Raw genomic sequence first — 16,526 nt, 5'->3', positions numbered from 1 at the left:
ATGTTGTTTCCAAAAATTAAACATCCAACCTTTCGTTAAAACAGAAGTGAAACGTATGTATATCAGGGCTTGTACCGTTTCCTTTAATAGGTGAAGTATGATATATTATCTTTGGAATCGGATGGTGTAGAGAGGAGTTTTGTTATTGTCGCTGAAACTGAAAAAGTTGTTTACGAACCGTAAATGGCTCCTCGTGGTAATATCCGTCATGTTTCTTGTGCTGTTAAGTGGATGTACTTCTTCTAATACAATGGCCACAATGAAAACTGAGGATCTTCTACAGGGAAATTTCTGGGAAAGAAACGTAGTTTATTATTTTTCATTAGCATTGGATACGTTTGCTGGTTGGTTTAACGGTGAATATGGATTAGCTATCCTGATGATTACCGTTATCGTGCGTACGGCGATCTTGCCGCTAACGATTAAGCAAGTGAAAAGCTCTAGACAAATGCAAAAGATTCAGCCGCAATTGGCAGAACTGAAGAAAAAGTATAAAGACAATCCACAGAAGCAGCAAGAAGAAACGATGAAGCTGTTCCAGCAGCACAAAGTGAATCCGCTTGCGGGCTGTTTACCAATGTTGATTCAGATGCCAGTATTTATTGCATTGTATAATGCGATATATATGAACTCTAATGTACGAATGCATGAATTCCTGTGGTTGAAGCTGGGTGAGCCGGATCCTTACTATATCCTGCCTGTAATCGCAGCAACGACGACATTTATTCAATCGAAGATGATGTCCAATCAGATGGCATCTTCCATGCAATTTATGATGCTCGTATTCCCTGTATTGATCTTCGTAATGTCCATGAGCTTCCCAGCGGCATTGCCTCTCTATTGGGTATACAGTAACACCTTTACAATCATTCAGAACTATTTCCTTTATCGGAATCGAGACAAGGAGGTACAACCGGCGAAATGAGTACCTTGACTGTATCAGGGAAGACGATCGAAGAAGCTGTTCAGAAAGGCTTAGCCGAACTCAAGGTCACGAAAGACGAAGTGACTGTTCGTGTAATCGAGCAGCCGTCAAAAGGGTTTTTGGGGTTTATAGGCACGCGTCCTGCCAAAGTTGAGCTTACGCTTATTCAGCCTGCTCCAAGCACAGCGGCACATGCAACGGCAGAGAAAGCGCAGGTTTCTGCAGCTGCTGTTAGTGCGCCATCGATCCATGCAGATGAGGAATCGAAGCAGGGTAGGACTGACGACCTGAAGCATGACGCGATATTGAAGCAAGCAAGTAATGAAGGAAAGACAGCAGCGAACGGCATTGAAGAAGCGAAGCTGTTTGTCATGGATGTGGCCCGTACGATGGGGCTGGAAGTTGACGTGGTAGTGGACAAGAAGCGAGAGCATATCTTGTTTGATATTGCGGGCGATGATCTGGGACTCATTATCGGACGACGCGGACAGACATTGGATTCCTTGCAATACTTGACCAATCTGGTCGCTAATCGTTACTCTGATCAGCATCTGCGTATCGTACTTGATGCAGAACAATTCCGCGATCGCCGGAAACAGACTCTTGAAGCATTGGCGGAACGCCTTGCTAACAAGGTCATTCGTACACGCAAAGAAGTGGTGCTCGAACCGATGTCCCCGCAGGAGCGCAAGATTATTCATGCGAAGCTGCAGGACCATGGCAAGGTGAAAACGTACAGCAAGGGAGAAGACCCTAACCGTCGTATCGTGATCGCCTTGAAATAATCCCATGTTATGCATGTTCATAGCACGATGAATATCACGCAATGATTGCCCCTGATGGTTTGGGGTAATCATTGCTTTTTTTAGATTATTGCGTCCCTAGAGTGAAGCACAGGTACAGCATATAAGTTGGATAGGGGGGGTCATATGTTCACCGATACGATAGCTGCGATATCGACACCGCTTGGCGAAGGCGGCATCGCGATTATCCGCGTGAGCGGTGAGGATGCGGTCACGGAAGTGGAGCGCATCTTTCGCTCCAAGACGAAATTGTCGGAAGCGGCATCGCATACGATACAATACGGCTATATTGTGGATCTAGACACGCAAGAACGTGTGGAGGAGGTATTGGTCTCGCTTATGCGCGGTCCTCGTTCCTACACGACTGAAGATGTGGTGGAGATTAATACGCACGGCGGTGTGGTTTCCATACGCCGCGTCATGGAGCTGCTGCTGAAGCAGCGCATTCGTGTCGCAGAGCCAGGCGAGTTCACGAAGCGCGCCTTCCTGAACGGGCGAATTGACTTGTCGCAAGCAGAAGCGGTTATGGACTTGATTCGCTCGAAGTCAGATCGAGCGTTTGATGTAGCGATGAAGCAGGCGCAGGGTCAACTATCTACGCGCATCAAAGCATTGCGTCATACATTGGTGGAGACGCTTGCGCATATTGAGGTCAACATCGACTATCCAGAGCACGATGTTGAAGAATTGACGAGCGCGTATATCCAGAATCAGTGCGGCTCTGTGATTACAGCCGTTGATCGCTTATTAAAGACGGCATCAGAAGGCAAGATATTACGTGAAGGTATCGTTACTGCCATCATTGGCCGTCCGAATGTCGGGAAGTCGTCGCTGTTGAATGCGTTAGCGCAGGACAACAAGGCGATCGTGACCGATATTCCGGGAACCACTCGCGATGTTATCGAAGAGATGATCACGATTAACGGCATACCTCTGCGTTTGCTCGATACAGCAGGAATGCGTGAAACTTCTGATGTAGTGGAGCGAATCGGTGTTGAACGGTCAAGAAGCGCGCTCCAGGAAGCGGATCTCATCTTATACGTATTGAACAACAATGAACCGCTTCACGATGATGAGCGAGAGCTGCTGCGCGAAGTTATGGGTAGACAAGTGATCGTCATTGTGAATAAAATGGATTTGCCTAATCAGTTGGATATCACTGAGCTTGAATCTATAAATAAAGGTATCCATATCGTAAAGATGTCTGCTATGCTCCAAGAGGGTATTGATGCGTTAGAGAAGGCGATCTCAGATATGTTCTTCACGGGCAAAATTGAGTCCCAAGATGCGACTTATGTAAGTAACGTCCGTCATATCGGTCTGCTTCATCAGGCCAAGAAGTCCCTTACGGATGCCGTTGATGCAGCTAAGGCAGGTATTCCGATCGATATGATTCAGATTGACGTCCGTACGGCTTGGGAGCAGCTTGGTGAGATCATTGGCGATGCAGTTGGGGAATCGCTCATTGATCAGATTTTCTCTCAATTCTGCTTAGGTAAGTAATCGGATGGGTACTGACATGCAGCCAAGTTTGACTGTGGAATGGTGTGTTATATAAATAAAATAAGTTGAGGTAAGGAGGGAGCAAATGAAGCCATTTTTAGCTGGCGAATCAGATGTGATCGTCATCGGAGCCGGTCATGCGGGTTGTGAAGCCGCGTTGGCCGCGGCCCGCATGGGTTGTAATACGCTGTTGCTGACGATCAACTTGGATATGGTCGCCTTTATGCCATGTAATCCTTCTATCGGGGGGCCTGCCAAAGGCCATGTCGTACGTGAGATTGATGCGCTTGGCGGAGAGATGGGCCGCAATATTGATAAGACTTTCATTCAGATGCGGATGCTGAATACAGGTAAAGGACCAGCAGTACATGCGCTGCGCGCGCAGGCTGATAAGTTCCTTTACCAACAAACGATGAAAGAAACGATTGAGATGACACCGAATCTGACACTTCGTCAAGGTATGGTGGAGGAGCTCCTCGTTGAAGACGGCAAGATTGTAGGCGTTGAAACAAAGAGCGGAGCGCGGTATATGGCGAAAGCTGTCGTTATTACGACAGGTACTTACTTGCGCGGCAGAATCATTATGGGTGAGCTGGTATATGAGAGCGGCCCGAACAATCAACAGCCTTCTGTTAAGCTGTCTGCAAGCTTGAAGGAGATTGGTTTGGATCTGGTTCGCTTCAAGACAGGTACGCCTCCGCGTGTACATGGTGAAACCATTGATTTCTCGAAGACAGAAATTCAACCTGGAGACGACAATCCGAAATTTTTCTCTTATGAGACAAAGCATTCAGATAATGAGCAGCTCCCATGCTGGTTAACGTATACTTCGGAACAAACGCATCAAGTGATTAACGCTAATCTTCATCGTGCCCCGATGTACTCGGGTGTGATCGAAGGGACGGGGCCGAGATACTGTCCTTCTATAGAGGACAAGATCGTTCGTTTTGCCGATAAGCCGAAGCATCAGATCTTCCTGGAGCCAGAAGGCAAGAACACGAAAGAATACTATGTCCAAGGTCTATCAACAAGTATGCCGGAAGATGTTCAATTGCAGATGCTGCGCTCGGTGCCAGGTCTTGAAAATGTTGAAATGATGCGCACCGGTTATGCGATTGAATACGATGCGGTTATTCCTACACAATTGTGGCCATCGCTCGAAACGAAGAAAGTGAACGGCTTGTTTACAGCAGGGCAGATTAACGGCACATCCGGATATGAAGAAGCGGCAGGGCAAGGCTTAATGGCCGGCATCAATGCCGCACTCAAGGTGCAAGGGCGCGATCCGATTATTCTGGATCGATCACAAGGCTATATTGGCGTGATGATTGATGACCTCGTCACCAAAGGAACGAATGAGCCGTACCGCTTGCTCACATCCCGTGCCGAGTATCGGTTGCTGCTCCGCCATGATAATGCTGACCTCCGTCTTACTCAAATCGGTCATGACATCGGTTTGATCTCAGAAGCGCGCTATGCGGCTTTCCAGAACAAGGTGTCGCTGGTCGAGCAAGAGATGGAGCGCTTGAAGACGACGAAGGTGCGTCCTGATGAAGCGGTTCAAGCGCTGCTGGCTGAAGCAGGTTCTGCGCCACTAACGAATGGCTGCGATGCCGTGACGCTGCTGCGCCGACCAGAATTGAGCTATGCTCAAGTTGAAACGTTGTTCCCATCTCCGCTTCCATTGGATGATGAGATGAAGGAGCAAGTAGAGATCCAGATCAAATACGCTGGATATATTGAGAAGCAGCTTCTGCAAGTTGAACGACTGCAGAAGATGGAGAAGAAGCGGATACCAGAAGATCTGATCTATGAAGATATTCATGGAATTGCGATTGAAGCAAGGCAGAAGCTCGCTAAGATTCGCCCGCTGTCCATCGGTCAGGCTTCGCGTATCTCCGGAGTAACACCTGCTGATATATCGATCCTGCTCGTTTATCTTGAACATTATAATCGAGTGACAGCTAAGAGACAGGCACAAGCTGAAGCAGAGGCTGAATCATCAGAAGTATAATCAAGAATAGTGGGGAATAAAGCATGGATCACGTGCAGGAACGATTTGTAAAGTGGCTTGAGCCATATGGGTTGTCCGTATCCAGTAGACAATTCGAGCAATTGGATCGCTATGTGGAAGTGTTGGCGGATTGGAACGAACGGATGAACTTGACGGGCATTACAGAGCGAGAAGCGGTATACGAGAAGCACTTCTATGACTCGTTGACCTTGTCGTTCTATGTGCCGATGGATAAGGTCAATACGATGGCGGACATCGGATCTGGCGCGGGATTTCCAGGAATCCCACTCAAGATCTTGTTTCCGCATCTTAAGCTTACGATTGTCGATTCGTTAAACAAGCGTATTGTGTTCTTGAATCATCTGGCTGCAGAACTCGGTCTCAGCGATGTGACATGCGTTCATGCACGAGCGGAAGAAGCCGCGCGCAAGCCTGAGCATCGAGATCAATATGATCTCGTATCTGCTCGAGCTGTTGCTAGACTGAATGTACTGAATGAGTTCTGTCTGCCTTTCACACGTACGGGCGGTATGTTTGCCGCTATGAAAGGCTCCAACATGACAGAGGAGCTGACCGAGGCTTCGCGCAGTATGAAGGTGCTGCAGGCTAAGCTGGTAGGGGATTATGACTTAAAGCTGCCGGTAGAGCAATCGGAGCGTCATATTGTGCTGCTAGAGAAGACTGGGGCTACTCCTAAGGCGTATCCGCGCAAGCCTGGCACACCATTGAAGACACCTATTGTATAAGTATAGTGCCTTCGTAAGGTAAGTCGTAGGTTAAGTAATCATGTTGTTAGTAATGTGACGGAACATAGATCGACACGCTGTGCTGGGTTGGGGATAACGCCAAGCACAGCGTGTTTTTATGTTATCCACTTGTGGATAATGGCGGTTGAAGGATGTTCATGCTGTTCCGAGGATGTAGAGATAATTTATACGATACTGATTAAATTTTTCTATTTTTCTAATGAAATAATCATTTGAGAAATAAATGTCGTATAAGATTCGGATGCTGAATGATTGTATTTATGTTACGATATGAAGGAAACAGGTGAGCCATACAAGCCTGTTTTGTTCCACGTGAAACACGATTTATTTTCACTGTTATTTCCAAATGGCAGGAAAAGTGAGTACTATTGGAGAATACATAAAGGATATAACTTACTTAATTGGTGTTAAGTAAATCAATTGTTGTTTACGGCATCCTGCGAAATATGTAGTACTTGATAGAAATATTGGTGTTTAGCGGGCTGTTTTTGTTTATATCATATGAATTCATATAGTGGGTTCAGGGTAAGCCATGTTATGATTGAATTCTTACTCATATGATAGTGAATTTGATTGCCCGACTTAACTCTTGATGCACATCAAGTGAAACACAATATGATGAAATGTAGAAAAATCCGCAATAGAATGGCTGTACAAGCACCTCATGATTTGAAGTATCTTTATTTTTTATATGGCATCAAATGAAATTCAGATAAAGCTATTGGGAGCGAAGTGAGATGCTCTCTGATGGTTGGACGTGCCTGGCATTAATATGAAGTTAGGTGGTATGACACACAGATGAAAGAACAATTATCTCGTTTATTTGGTTTAGCGGATCGTTCGACATCGGATGAAGTAAAGCAGCTTCCTGTCCATGAAATCGTGACTAGCCCTTATCAGCCCCGCACCGTATTTGACGATGAGCGGATTGAAGAGCTAGCCCAAACCATTAAGACGCATGGCATTATTCAGCCTATTGTAGTGCGTATTCGTGAAGGGAAATACGAGATTATCGCAGGTGAGCGTCGTTACCGTGCTGTAAAGAAGCTAGGCATGGAAACGATTCCAGCCATTATACGTGAGATTAATGACTCTCAGGCTGCGTCTATCGCTCTTATTGAGAATCTGCAGCGAGAAGGATTGACTTCCATTGAGGAAGCCGTCGCATATTCAAAGTTAATCGAGCTTCATCAATTGACACAGGAGAGCTTAGCTCAACGATTAGGCAAGAGTCAGTCGACAATTGCCAATAAGATCAGACTCCTGCAATTGCCGGATGAAGTGAAGCAAGCATTAATAGATCGGAAGATCTCTGAGCGCCATGCACGGGCGCTATTAGGTCTAGACACAGTTGAACTGCAGCTGAAGCTATTGAATGAAATAATAGCGAAGGAACTTAATGTTAAGCAGACTGAAGCGCGTGTAGCACTTTACAAGGAAGTTCAACATGAAAAGAAGAAGCCGAAGCGAATCTCCTTCTCGAAAGATGTACGCTTGGCGCTGAATACGATTCGTCAATCGATAGACATGGTTACCGATTCGGGCTTAACGATCAAAACAGATGAACGAGATTATGAAGATCATTATGAGATCGTGATCCAGATTCCAAAACGCTAGATTCGCTTGTTATACATTGAATCGCGATATACAAGCAACAGGCATAACGATACTATTGACGAGTATGACAAATCATTAAGCTTGGTGTAGTATTCCTGCAAGGCACGTGATGGTTAGGACATCAGTGGTACGGTAGCAGCTTAGAAGGACGAGAAGATTGGGCATTGGGGTGAAGAGGAGTGGCTAAAATAGTTGCCATTACCAACCAAAAGGGCGGTGTGGGGAAAACAACAACCACCGTTAATTTGGGTGCAGGTTTAGCTTTACTGGGTAAACGTGTATTGCTTATTGATATTGACCCACAGGGTAACACAACGAGTGGTGTAGGTGTTAATAAAGCCGATGTAGCAAACTGCATTTATGATGTCATCATTAATGATGTGCATCCTCAGGAGGCCATCATTAAGACGAATGTTGACGGACTTCATATCATTCCTGCAACGATTCAGCTTGCGGGTGCCGAGATCGAGCTTGTACCGACGATCTCACGCGAGGTGCGTCTTAAGAAAGCGCTTCAGTTAGTGACTCATCAATATGATTATATACTTATTGATTGTCCACCGTCGTTAGGGATCCTCACGATAAACTCTCTGACTGCGGCTCAATCTGTTATTATTCCGATTCAATGCGAGTATTATGCGTTAGAAGGTCTCAGCCAATTGTTAAATACAGTTCGCTTGGTACAGAAGCACTTGAATACATCCCTTCAGATCGAAGGCGTATTGTTGACGATGCTTGATGCTCGAACGAATCTAGGGTTACAAGTAATTGAAGAAGTGAAGAAGTATTTTCAGCAAAAGGTTTACCAGACGATTATCCCGCGCAATATTCGATTGAGTGAAGCTCCATCACATGGTCAATCCATAATGACCTATGATGCTAAATCCAAGGGAGCAGAAGTGTACCTTGAATTGGCTAAGGAAGTGATAGCATATGAGTAAGCGTTTGGGCAGAGGGTTGGATGCTCTCATTCCGTCGTTGTCTGTTCAAGATGATGATAAGATTGTTGAACTGTCACTGAAGCAACTTCGACCGAACCCATATCAACCACGAAAAAGCTTTGATGAGCAGTCCATTCAAGAGCTGGCTGAATCGATTAAGCAGCATGGCGTCATTCAGCCGATTATTGTACGTTCCGTATTGAAGGGGCATGAAATTATCGCAGGAGAGCGTCGGTTCCGTGCTTCCCAACTTCTAGGGCTCGAAACGATACCGGCCGTTGTTCGTTCTTTCACAGATGATCAGACAATGGAAATTGCACTGATCGAGAACCTTCAGCGTGAGAATCTAAATGCCATTGAATTAGCACAGGCGTATCAGAATTTAATGGATCAGATTCATTTAACACAAGAGGAGCTATCTGTTAAAGTAGGCAAGTCTCGTTCCCACATTGCAAACTTCCTGCGCTTGCTGCATCTACCTGAAGAAGTGAAGGACCATGTTTCACGTGGAACACTTTCAATGGGACATGCTCGTGCGATAGCAGGAGTTAAAGATTCGAATGTAGTAAAACAGTTAGCGAAGTCCTCGATCGATCAGGAGTGGAGTGTTCGTCAGTTGGAAGAAGCGATTCAGCAGATGAATCGAAAAGGGAAAGCCGGCGACAAGAAGAAAGCAATCAGTAAGGACCCGTATATCGATCACTTAGAGGAAGCGCTTCGCGAGCAATTCCGCACGACTGTTAAGATTAAGACAACCAAGCAAAAAGGCAAAGGTAAAATAGAAATATCTTACTTCAGCAGCGAGGATCTGGAACGGTTGTTGGAAATGCTTCAATCGATGTCCAAGACACAATCGTAACGGATTGCATCAATGTAAAAGAAAGTTAGCATCTTTAGTTGTCATCCTTCGGGAGAAGCATTAAACTATTGATGCTGACTTTTTTTGTGGTTACAGAGCTATGAATAGAGACGTAAGTTGTAAGAGAAAATGATAGTTCTCCATTATCAAAAAAATATTATTTAAAATTATATATATTCAAGTGATCATGTCCTAAAATTAACAAGATATAAACCATTTACAGCGAATTATAAGGTAATATACTTCTGATGGTTAGGAGGAAGAGTGATGGGAGATTGTTCTTCCATAGTATACCTGGATCACGCTGCAACTTCCTGGCCGAAGCCACCCGCTGTATTGGATGCCATGACACGCACCTTGATGGAGGAGGGTGCAAACCCTGGGCGTGGTGGACATCGTATGGCGATGTATGCAGGCAAACGTCTGATGCGGACTAGAATGGTGTTGGCTGAGCTATTTAATATTGCTAACCCTTTAGACATAGCCTTTACGTTGAACACTACGATGGCATTGAATATGGCGATTCACGGTTATGTCCGTGAAGGAGATCATGTTGTTGCTACAGGCATTGAGCATAATGCGGTACGACGCCCGCTAGAGTGGTTGAAGAAAAATAAGAGGGTACGGGTCACCTATGTAGCTGCAGACTCTATGGGAATGCTGGATCTGGAAGAGATGGAACGAGCGATTCAGCCGGATACACGATTAGTGGTATGTAATCATAGTTCGAATCTATTCGGTTCCATACTGCCGATTCAGGAGATTGCCGCATTAGCCCATGCACACGATGCCAAATTATTGGTTGATGCAGCGCAGTCGGCAGGCTTGCTGCCAATCGATGTACAGCGGATGGGAATAGATATGCTCGCATTTCCAGGTCATAAGGGGTTATTAGGTCCTATGGGTACAGGCGGACTGTATATTCATCCTAGTATTGATGTTGAGCCGATAATACAAGGCGGCACAGGAAGCCATTCGGAAGATCCTGAACAGCCCATAACTCGTCCAGATCGCTATGAAGCAGGGACGCCTAACACAGTGGGAATTGCTGGTTTGGAAGCTGGAGTACGCTACATACTGCATGAATCGGTAGAGAACCTTTATAATAAGGAATGGGCGTTAACACAATTATTAATGGAAGGCATTCATGCGATTCCATCCTTGGAAGCCCTTGGACCTCCCATCGGAGAGGCTCGAACCGGAATTGTCTCTATACGATCATCCGTTATGGATAGTGCAGCTTTAGCATTTCAATTGGACCGAACATATGGAATTGCGGCCAGATCGGGTTATCACTGCACACCATTGGCTCATGAGTTGGCAGGAACTTTAGGTGAGGGAGCGGTACGCTTAAGCGTAGGATGGAACACAACAACAGAACATATCGAATATGCGCTGAATGCATTGCGTCAGCTGAGTCAAACTTGAAAGAAGCAGGAGTGCAACCACAATGAATGAAATGGGATTGGATTGGATACCGTACCTAACATTAGGAACGGCACTGGTAAGCTTGATATTATTCATAATTGTTATCGTACAGGGAGCGGGATTGCGCAAGCTTAGACATCGTTACGATAAGCTAATGAATGGAGCGGGGATAGACAATCTGGAAGGGCTTCTGACCAAGATGAATGTAGATATTGAAGGCCTGCAATTGTCTAATGAGCATCACCAGACCATAATTGAAGCGATGAACCGCAAACTACAGAATCAGGTTGCACACGTAGGCGTGCTTCGTTACAATGCGTTTAATGAACGGGGAAGCGATCTGAGCTTTTCGATTGCTTTGCTGAATGATCAAGAAGACGGTGTTGTATTCACAGGTATTCACGGCCGTGAGCATATGTTTGTGTATGCTAAGCCTCTAGAAAAAGGGAACTCCACTTATGCATTATCACCGGAAGAGAAACAGGCCATGGAAACCGCGCGGCAGCACATGGCTAAGTCATAGTATCCATTATATATGTTATTAATAGACAGCTTGTACTCGGCTTATAGAATGATGAAGCGCATGTGCGATAACTTCTGACATCTCCATAACGAGATGAAGTCGGGTGTTCTGTAATACAAAATACTCCATAAAGCCTCCGATGTTGACGATGCCCGTGACATGCATATCGCCGACCGGAGGCAATTGTTTATTTACCCCTGCTCCAGGTCTCACTGGTCCTGACAGCACTTGGATATGTCCTATGCTTGAACTTTGCCCAAGACAAGCATCGACAGCTATAATAAATGAGTTAGGATGTTCTTGTTCAAGTCGATCCAGTGTGTCCTGAAGATTCATAGCATGGACAGGCTCAGATAAAGTGCCCATAGTCGTGTAGTTCTTGCTGTCAAGCTTCATCAATTGACTTCCTACGAGCGGACCAAGACAATCACCTGTTGATCGATCCGTACCGATACAGACAACTATTATATTCTGATGAGGTGCGCGAACACGTAAATGATCGGAAACAGCATCCATAATGAGAGAAGCCGCTTCTGGCTTATCGTAAGCGACCTTATAAGGTGACGGCTCAGGAGTCGTCGCTAAACGCTGAAATAATGGAAAATTCAAAGGCGCTGCCTCCGTTTCTATTAATGGTATTATTTAGTATATGGAGGAGCGCATAATAATATACTTCTCGTGAATAAACGAACTGAAATCATTCTATTAATCTTGTAAAATAGAAAGGAAGAGCGTGATGATAGGCGAGCCGGCTTGGCTGGTAATGGCATTCGATTCTACCCAACAAGCGCTGCGAGCAGAGATGCTGCTTGAATATGCGGATCTGGAGATTGATACATGTCCTACGCCAAAAGCTATTACAGCAGGGTGCGCATTATCAATCCGGTTTGAAGAAGAGCATTTGGAGCAAGTTAAAGAAATCATTCTATCAGAACAAGTTGTCATTAGAGGAATCTTTCGTCCCATAAATGAATCTAAGGTAACCTATACGTGTATTTGGAGCAGTGCAGGAGGAGAGTAGTACATGAAATCTTGGTATATAGCAACAGCAGGAGACACAGATCAGACTATAGAAGAAAGTGTAGAACAGACGTTGACGGTATTGGATAAATGGAAAGATGAGTTTATGGTCTGGTTGGATAATACGTGGGAGTCACTGCTAATCGGAGCATTGCAAATACTGCTTATCTTCTTAATTACTCGAGTTGTGATACGTATAGTTCATCGGATGATTAATCATGCCATGAAAGCAAAAGAGCAAGATAGGATCTCTGTTAACCCTAGACGACTGATAACGATAGGCAAGCTGCTCAAGAACGTAACGTCGTTAGCGATGAATTTCGTCATGATCTTGTTGATCTTGTCCGTCTTCAACATTGATCTGGCTCCGCTGATAGCAGGTGCGAGTGTCATCGGTCTAGCCGTCAGTTTCGGGGCGCAAAGCTTGGTTAAAGATGTGATGACGGGATTCTTTATCATCTTTGAGGATCAATTTGCGGTAGGGGATGTCATTAAGGTAGGTCAGTTCCAAGGAACAGTTGAGATGATCGGCTTGCGATCGACGCGAATTCATAGCTGGACTGGTGAAGTATTTATCATTCCAAATGGCAGCATCACGGAAGTAACCAACTTCTCACTTAACAATTCAATCGCTGTTATCGATGTAGGTATTGCATACGAAGAGAATATAGAGAATGCGACTAAAGTTATTGAGAAGACGTTAATGTCGATACAAGACCAAGAAACAAACATTACAAAAGTTCCACAGGTACTGGGCGTACAAACATTGGGACCGTCTCAAGTTGTCATTCGAATAATCGCTGAATGCAGACCCAACACACAAGCTTCGGTATCTCGTAAATTAAATCAGATTATTAAACGATCTCTGGATGAGAATGATATCGAGATGCCTTATCCACGCATGGTAACTTATCATCGACAGGAAAAAGGAGGAGTCTAATATGGATCGAAAGTCTTTTGGTCTGGGTGACATCGTTCAGATGAAGAAGCCGCACCCATGCGGCACGAATGAGATGGAAATCATTCGTATGGGCATGGATATTCGTATTAAGTGTGTGGGCTGCAAGCACAGTGTGCTCGTACCTCGTGTAAAGTTTGAGAAGAATATGAAGAAAGTGCTGCATTCCGCAGCGCCAAAGGAAGACCAATCAGCCGAGGATTCTAACTAATGAATAACACATAGTGGATAGGGTGCATGACCATATAAAATATCTTGCATCCTTTCTAAACTTATGTTATGATCAATAACACTGCGGAAAGGTACCCAAGAGGCCCAAGGGGGTTGACTCGAAATCAACTAGGCGTCGCAAGGCGTGCGTGGGTTCGAATCCCACCCTTTCCGCCACCATATTGCTAATAACGGCGACTCATACGAGTCGTTTTTTTGTTTGTTCAGCGAGTCAGCCGTATCGCACTAATACATAAGCAAAGAGACCCTGCGTACGCAGGGTCTCTTTCTAGTTGACGGTACAAGGATCGACTTACACGCCTTACTTCATTTACGATTCGCTTGGATCAAACATACATGAAATCATTCATGCCGCTTACTTGTGTGTGAGACCATTAATAGCCTTTAGCACAACCCCTCGCTTCACATTCATTTGGTAAAGACAAGTCTACTTGGTTTATCAGCTCCACTGTTCAATGGAACGCCACCTCGCTTCGTACCGTCAGTTGTTATTATGGTCGTTTAGCTGACGTTTATACATCGAGTTCAAAAAAAGTTATTAGAGCCTTTAATGTACCATAGCGTGGGACTTCTTCTTCCACTTACGATCCTTGTTTGTTGTATCTGGGAAGCGCTCACCCTTCTTCAACTTGATCTGCTTGGGATTCATGATCTCCGTGTGGAAACTGACTTCACCCACTTCGATGTAGATGGCGTCGTTTGGTGCGCGGTCGCCGGGATTATATTCGGTGCGTTCACCCATGATGAATAACCTCCTTCAAATATAAGACGGGATATGACGAGCTCTGCATCTCATATGGTGTACGATAAGGGGAGGACCTATAGGAGGTAAAGGCGGGGAGGCACTGTAGGAAATGTCATCATTGAAAAATAAAGCAATTAGTTGCTTCTTGGTCCGCTTTTTGATACACTAATTTAGTGCGAGTTCTACTCGTGCTCCTTGCTCCTGGCAATGATTCCAGGGGCCAAAGTCCATAAGGAGGTGAATTACATGCGCAAGTACGAATTGATGTACATTATTCGTCCGGATGTTGAGCAAGAAGCTGTACAAGCTGTTGTTGAAAAATTCCAGGGCGTCATCTCTAACGGCGGTGAAATTACGAAACATGACGTATTGGGTAAGCGCCGTCTTGCGTACGAGATCAAGAAATTCCGCGATGGTATCTATGTGTTGGTTAACTTCACAGCTGAGCCTGCAGTAGTAGCGGAATTGGATCGCCAGCTGAAGATCGCTGACGAAGTTATCCGTCATCTCGTAACAAACGACGTGGCTTAATGCCTGTCATGTAGTAAACAAGCTGTTGAAGGAGGGATACGATGTTAAATCGCGTGATCTTGATTGGTCGTCTAACAAAAGACCCTGAATTGCGCTACACTCCGTCTGGGGTTGCGGTAACGCAATTCACATTGGCGGTAGACCGTCCGTTCTCGAGTCAGGGCGGGGAACGTGAAGCGGATTTCATTCCTGTCGTTACATGGCGGCAGTTGGCTGAGACGTGTGCAAACTATTTGCGCAAGGGTCGACTCACAGCCGTTGAAGGACGCATCCAAGTGCGGAATTACGATAATAACGAAGGCAAACGAGTATACGTAACCGAGGTTATTGCGGATAATGTGCGGTTCTTGGAGTCCAATCGCGACGGCGGCGGTTCTCGTGAAGATCAAGGTGGAGGATATGGTGCAGCACCTGCGCCAAGCCAGTCACGTGGTGGCGGTAACTCCAATTCTGGTTTCTCGCGTGGTCCAGCAGCGGATCCTTTTTCGGACGACGGCAAACCGATCGATATATCGGATGATGATCTGCCATTCTAATGGCGCTTAAGCCTATTAGGACATGGAATTCTAAACGAGGGAGTTGAACAGATATGAGCTTCAAGCAAAACGATGGCGGCGAAGGCCGTGAGCGTAAATTCAGTGGTGGTCGTCGTGGCCGTAACAAGCGCCGTAAAGTTTGTTACTTCACAGCGAACAAGATCACTCACATCGACTACAAAGACACTGATTTGCTTAAAAAGTTTATCAGCGAGCGCGGCAAAATTTTGCCACGTCGTGTGACAGGAACTTGTGCGAAGTACCAACGTGCTTTGACAATCGCTATCAAGCGTTCCCGTCAAGTAGCATTGCTGCCATACACTACGGAGTAGTCCGTATTATAAGAAACCGTCGACCCTTAGGTCGGCGGTTTTGTTTGTACACAAGCTATGATATTAGGCTTCCCACAGCGCAAGCTTGTCACGCAGTGACTCAGGAACTACGAGACCGCGCTGCATAATGGGAGGGCAGGAACGGTTGTATTTGCGTATCGCTTCATTAACCTGCGCAACAAGCGTTTCACCTTCCTGATGGTGACCGCTGTCAAACGACTGGATAGCCTTCCGAATCATAGCGGCGATCAGCTGTTGCTGCTCGACCCAAGCGGGAACATAGTTGGCATTCTTCAGGATGCCATTCAACACATCGCCTTTAAGTGCTTCCTCTGGTATGGGTTTTCCCTTGCCAGGCAAGTCTTGCAGCCCCCCAGACTTCTCATATTCTTCGAATATGGCGTCAATAGAATCTTTTCGTTCGCTCACACCAGTTACCTCCTCGGCATATATTCCACATAGGAAAATGAATAATAAAATACACTCATTTAGCTTATATATAGATGGGAAAATAATCCTTAAACTTAACCTTATTATAGCATGTTACCAAGCCTAAGTGGGTCTAGATAAGTTCTTATGGTTATGCTCGGGTACGTAATTGGTGTTTGTGATTGTATAAAGTCAGATATGGGCTATTTAAGTAAAATATATCTCCTAGATTATGTGAAAAATGACTTGAATAACAAACTAGTATTTTATTTTTTGTCGCAATGCTAGTAAAATAGATTTATTGTTCTGGAGCAGGTGTTATATCACGGATAACATGTTAGGTTCCTAACAATGCATATTGGAA

Annotated in this window: 19 protein-coding genes and 1 tRNA gene; 17 read left to right on the top strand and 3 right to left on the bottom strand. The window is 45.3% G+C overall.

The window, feature by feature from the left end:
• Window positions 1-151: 151 nt before the first annotated feature.
• From ACXX53_RS15690 to ACXX53_RS15645, 10 genes are all read left to right on the top strand, one after another.
• Complete coding sequence (locus ACXX53_RS15690; RefSeq protein ID WP_458569619.1) at window positions 152-925, top strand: YidC/Oxa1 family membrane protein insertase; 774 nt, start codon at window positions 152-154, stop codon at window positions 923-925.
• A complete protein-coding gene (gene jag / locus ACXX53_RS15685; RefSeq protein WP_458569602.1) occupies window positions 922-1,710 on the top strand; it encodes an RNA-binding cell elongation regulator Jag/EloR in 789 nt (262 codons plus the stop codon). Before ACXX53_RS15690 ends, jag begins: the two co-directional genes overlap by 4 nt.
• 144 nt (window positions 1,711-1,854) lie before the next feature.
• Entirely contained in the window at window positions 1,855-3,231 is a 1,377-nt protein-coding gene (gene mnmE / locus ACXX53_RS15680; RefSeq protein ID WP_458569601.1) for a tRNA uridine-5-carboxymethylaminomethyl(34) synthesis GTPase MnmE, read from the top strand.
• A gap of 85 nt (window positions 3,232-3,316) precedes the next feature.
• Entirely contained in the window at window positions 3,317-5,245 is a 1,929-nt protein-coding gene (gene mnmG / locus ACXX53_RS15675) for a tRNA uridine-5-carboxymethylaminomethyl(34) synthesis enzyme MnmG (protein WP_458569600.1), read from the top strand.
• 23 nt (window positions 5,246-5,268) lie between these two features.
• Entirely contained in the window at window positions 5,269-5,991 is a 723-nt protein-coding gene (gene rsmG, locus ACXX53_RS15670; protein ID WP_458569599.1) for a 16S rRNA (guanine(527)-N(7))-methyltransferase RsmG, read from the top strand.
• An 819-nt stretch (window positions 5,992-6,810) separates the two neighbouring features.
• Window positions 6,811-7,629 carry a nucleoid occlusion protein gene (gene noc / locus ACXX53_RS15665; protein WP_458569598.1) on the top strand — a complete coding sequence of 273 codons (819 nt, stop codon included), beginning with the start codon at window positions 6,811-6,813 and terminating at the stop codon, window positions 7,627-7,629.
• Between the two features lie 179 nt (window positions 7,630-7,808).
• The gene (locus ACXX53_RS15660) at window positions 7,809-8,570 is read left to right on the top strand and encodes a ParA family protein (protein ID WP_458569597.1); all 762 of its coding nucleotides are present in this window, start codon (window positions 7,809-7,811) and stop codon (window positions 8,568-8,570) included.
• Window positions 8,563-9,429 carry a ParB/RepB/Spo0J family partition protein gene (locus ACXX53_RS15655; protein ID WP_458569596.1) on the top strand — a complete coding sequence of 289 codons (867 nt, stop codon included), beginning with the start codon at window positions 8,563-8,565 and terminating at the stop codon, window positions 9,427-9,429. Before ACXX53_RS15660 ends, ACXX53_RS15655 begins: the two co-directional genes overlap by 8 nt.
• A gap of 267 nt (window positions 9,430-9,696) precedes the next feature.
• Window positions 9,697-10,857 carry an aminotransferase class V-fold PLP-dependent enzyme gene (locus ACXX53_RS15650; RefSeq protein WP_458569595.1) on the top strand — a complete coding sequence of 387 codons (1,161 nt, stop codon included), beginning with the start codon at window positions 9,697-9,699 and terminating at the stop codon, window positions 10,855-10,857.
• A gap of 22 nt (window positions 10,858-10,879) precedes the next feature.
• Window positions 10,880-11,380, top strand: a complete 501-nt coding sequence (locus tag ACXX53_RS15645; RefSeq protein WP_458569594.1) for a DUF4446 family protein — start codon at window positions 10,880-10,882, stop codon at window positions 11,378-11,380.
• Between the two features lie 18 nt (window positions 11,381-11,398).
• Here the strand turns inward: ACXX53_RS15645 and yyaC are convergent, their stop codons facing one another.
• Window positions 11,399-11,989, bottom strand: a complete 591-nt coding sequence (yyaC, locus tag ACXX53_RS15640; protein WP_458569593.1) for a spore protease YyaC — start codon at window positions 11,987-11,989, stop codon at window positions 11,399-11,401.
• A 127-nt stretch (window positions 11,990-12,116) separates the two neighbouring features.
• Here yyaC and ACXX53_RS15635 point away from each other — a divergent pair, with 127 nt between their 5' ends.
• The 4 genes from ACXX53_RS15635 to ACXX53_RS15620 all read left to right on the top strand — a co-directional run bounded on the left by ACXX53_RS15635 (window position 12,117) and on the right by ACXX53_RS15620 (window position 13,745).
• Window positions 12,117-12,401 carry a DUF3343 domain-containing protein gene (locus ACXX53_RS15635; RefSeq protein ID WP_458569592.1) on the top strand — a complete coding sequence of 95 codons (285 nt, stop codon included), beginning with the start codon at window positions 12,117-12,119 and terminating at the stop codon, window positions 12,399-12,401.
• Between the two features lie 3 nt (window positions 12,402-12,404).
• The gene (locus ACXX53_RS15630; protein WP_458569591.1) at window positions 12,405-13,340 is read left to right on the top strand and encodes a mechanosensitive ion channel family protein; all 936 of its coding nucleotides are present in this window, start codon (window positions 12,405-12,407) and stop codon (window positions 13,338-13,340) included.
• 1 nt (window position 13,341) lies between these two features.
• The gene (locus ACXX53_RS15625) at window positions 13,342-13,569 is read left to right on the top strand and encodes a DUF951 domain-containing protein (RefSeq protein ID WP_458569590.1); all 228 of its coding nucleotides are present in this window, start codon (window positions 13,342-13,344) and stop codon (window positions 13,567-13,569) included.
• An 85-nt stretch (window positions 13,570-13,654) separates the two neighbouring features.
• Window positions 13,655-13,745 (top strand) — tRNA-Ser (locus tag ACXX53_RS15620).
• A 391-nt stretch (window positions 13,746-14,136) separates the two neighbouring features.
• Here ACXX53_RS15620 and ACXX53_RS15615 read toward each other — a convergent pair.
• Window positions 14,137-14,331: a YjzC family protein gene (locus tag ACXX53_RS15615; RefSeq protein ID WP_458569589.1), complete on the bottom strand. Its 195-nt coding sequence runs from the start codon at window positions 14,329-14,331 to the stop codon at window positions 14,137-14,139.
• A 249-nt stretch (window positions 14,332-14,580) separates the two neighbouring features.
• Here ACXX53_RS15615 and rpsF point away from each other — a divergent pair, with 249 nt between their 5' ends.
• From rpsF to rpsR, 3 genes are read left to right on the top strand one after another with little or no spacing between them, the layout of a single operon-like run.
• Window positions 14,581-14,865 carry a 30S ribosomal protein S6 gene (gene rpsF, locus ACXX53_RS15610; RefSeq protein WP_458569588.1) on the top strand — a complete coding sequence of 95 codons (285 nt, stop codon included), beginning with the start codon at window positions 14,581-14,583 and terminating at the stop codon, window positions 14,863-14,865.
• Between the two features lie 41 nt (window positions 14,866-14,906).
• Window positions 14,907-15,401: a single-stranded DNA-binding protein gene (ssb, locus tag ACXX53_RS15605; RefSeq protein WP_458569587.1), complete on the top strand. Its 495-nt coding sequence runs from the start codon at window positions 14,907-14,909 to the stop codon at window positions 15,399-15,401.
• A 53-nt stretch (window positions 15,402-15,454) separates the two neighbouring features.
• On the top strand, window positions 15,455-15,733 hold the full coding sequence (gene rpsR, locus ACXX53_RS15600; RefSeq protein ID WP_458569586.1) for a 30S ribosomal protein S18: 279 nt from the start codon (window positions 15,455-15,457) through the stop codon (window positions 15,731-15,733).
• 63 nt (window positions 15,734-15,796) lie between these two features.
• On the opposite strand, the gene ACXX53_RS15595 is transcribed toward rpsR, so the two are convergent.
• Window positions 15,797-16,162, bottom strand: a complete 366-nt coding sequence (locus ACXX53_RS15595; RefSeq protein ID WP_458569585.1) for a DnaJ family domain-containing protein — start codon at window positions 16,160-16,162, stop codon at window positions 15,797-15,799.
• Window positions 16,163-16,526: the final 364 nt, after the last annotated feature.

This window comes from Paenibacillus marinisediminis (genome assembly GCF_054343325.1).
The sequence above is the reverse complement of the archived record's forward strand: the minus strand, read 5'-3'. Positions and strand labels throughout refer to the sequence as shown.

Bases quoted from the DNA above. Each gene is read 5' to 3' on its own strand.
- mnmG (WP_458569600.1), top strand. From the start codon at position 3,317: ATGAAGCCATTTTTAGCTGGCGAATCAGATGTGATCGTCATCGGAGCC.
- rsmG (WP_458569599.1), top strand. From the start codon at position 5,269: ATGGATCACGTGCAGGAACGATTTGTAAAGTGGCTTGAGCCATATGGG.
- ACXX53_RS15655 (WP_458569596.1), top strand. From the start codon at position 8,563: ATGAGTAAGCGTTTGGGCAGAGGGTTGGATGCTCTCATTCCGTCGTTG.
- ACXX53_RS15650 (WP_458569595.1), top strand. From the start codon at position 9,697: ATGGGAGATTGTTCTTCCATAGTATACCTGGATCACGCTGCAACTTCC.
- ssb (WP_458569587.1), top strand. From the start codon at position 14,907: ATGTTAAATCGCGTGATCTTGATTGGTCGTCTAACAAAAGACCCTGAA.
- noc (WP_458569598.1), top strand. From the start codon at position 6,811: ATGAAAGAACAATTATCTCGTTTATTTGGTTTAGCGGATCGTTCGACA.
- mnmE (WP_458569601.1), top strand. From the start codon at position 1,855: ATGTTCACCGATACGATAGCTGCGATATCGACACCGCTTGGCGAAGGC.
- ACXX53_RS15645 (WP_458569594.1), top strand. From the start codon at position 10,880: ATGAATGAAATGGGATTGGATTGGATACCGTACCTAACATTAGGAACG.
- ACXX53_RS15630 (WP_458569591.1), top strand. From the start codon at position 12,405: ATGAAATCTTGGTATATAGCAACAGCAGGAGACACAGATCAGACTATA.
- jag (WP_458569602.1), top strand. From the start codon at position 922: ATGAGTACCTTGACTGTATCAGGGAAGACGATCGAAGAAGCTGTTCAG.
- ACXX53_RS15615 (WP_458569589.1), bottom strand. From the start codon at position 14,331: ATGGGTGAACGCACCGAATATAATCCCGGCGACCGCGCACCAAACGAC.
- rpsR (WP_458569586.1), top strand. From the start codon at position 15,455: ATGAGCTTCAAGCAAAACGATGGCGGCGAAGGCCGTGAGCGTAAATTC.
- ACXX53_RS15625 (WP_458569590.1), top strand. From the start codon at position 13,342: ATGGATCGAAAGTCTTTTGGTCTGGGTGACATCGTTCAGATGAAGAAG.
- ACXX53_RS15635 (WP_458569592.1), top strand. From the start codon at position 12,117: ATGATAGGCGAGCCGGCTTGGCTGGTAATGGCATTCGATTCTACCCAA.
- rpsF (WP_458569588.1), top strand. From the start codon at position 14,581: ATGCGCAAGTACGAATTGATGTACATTATTCGTCCGGATGTTGAGCAA.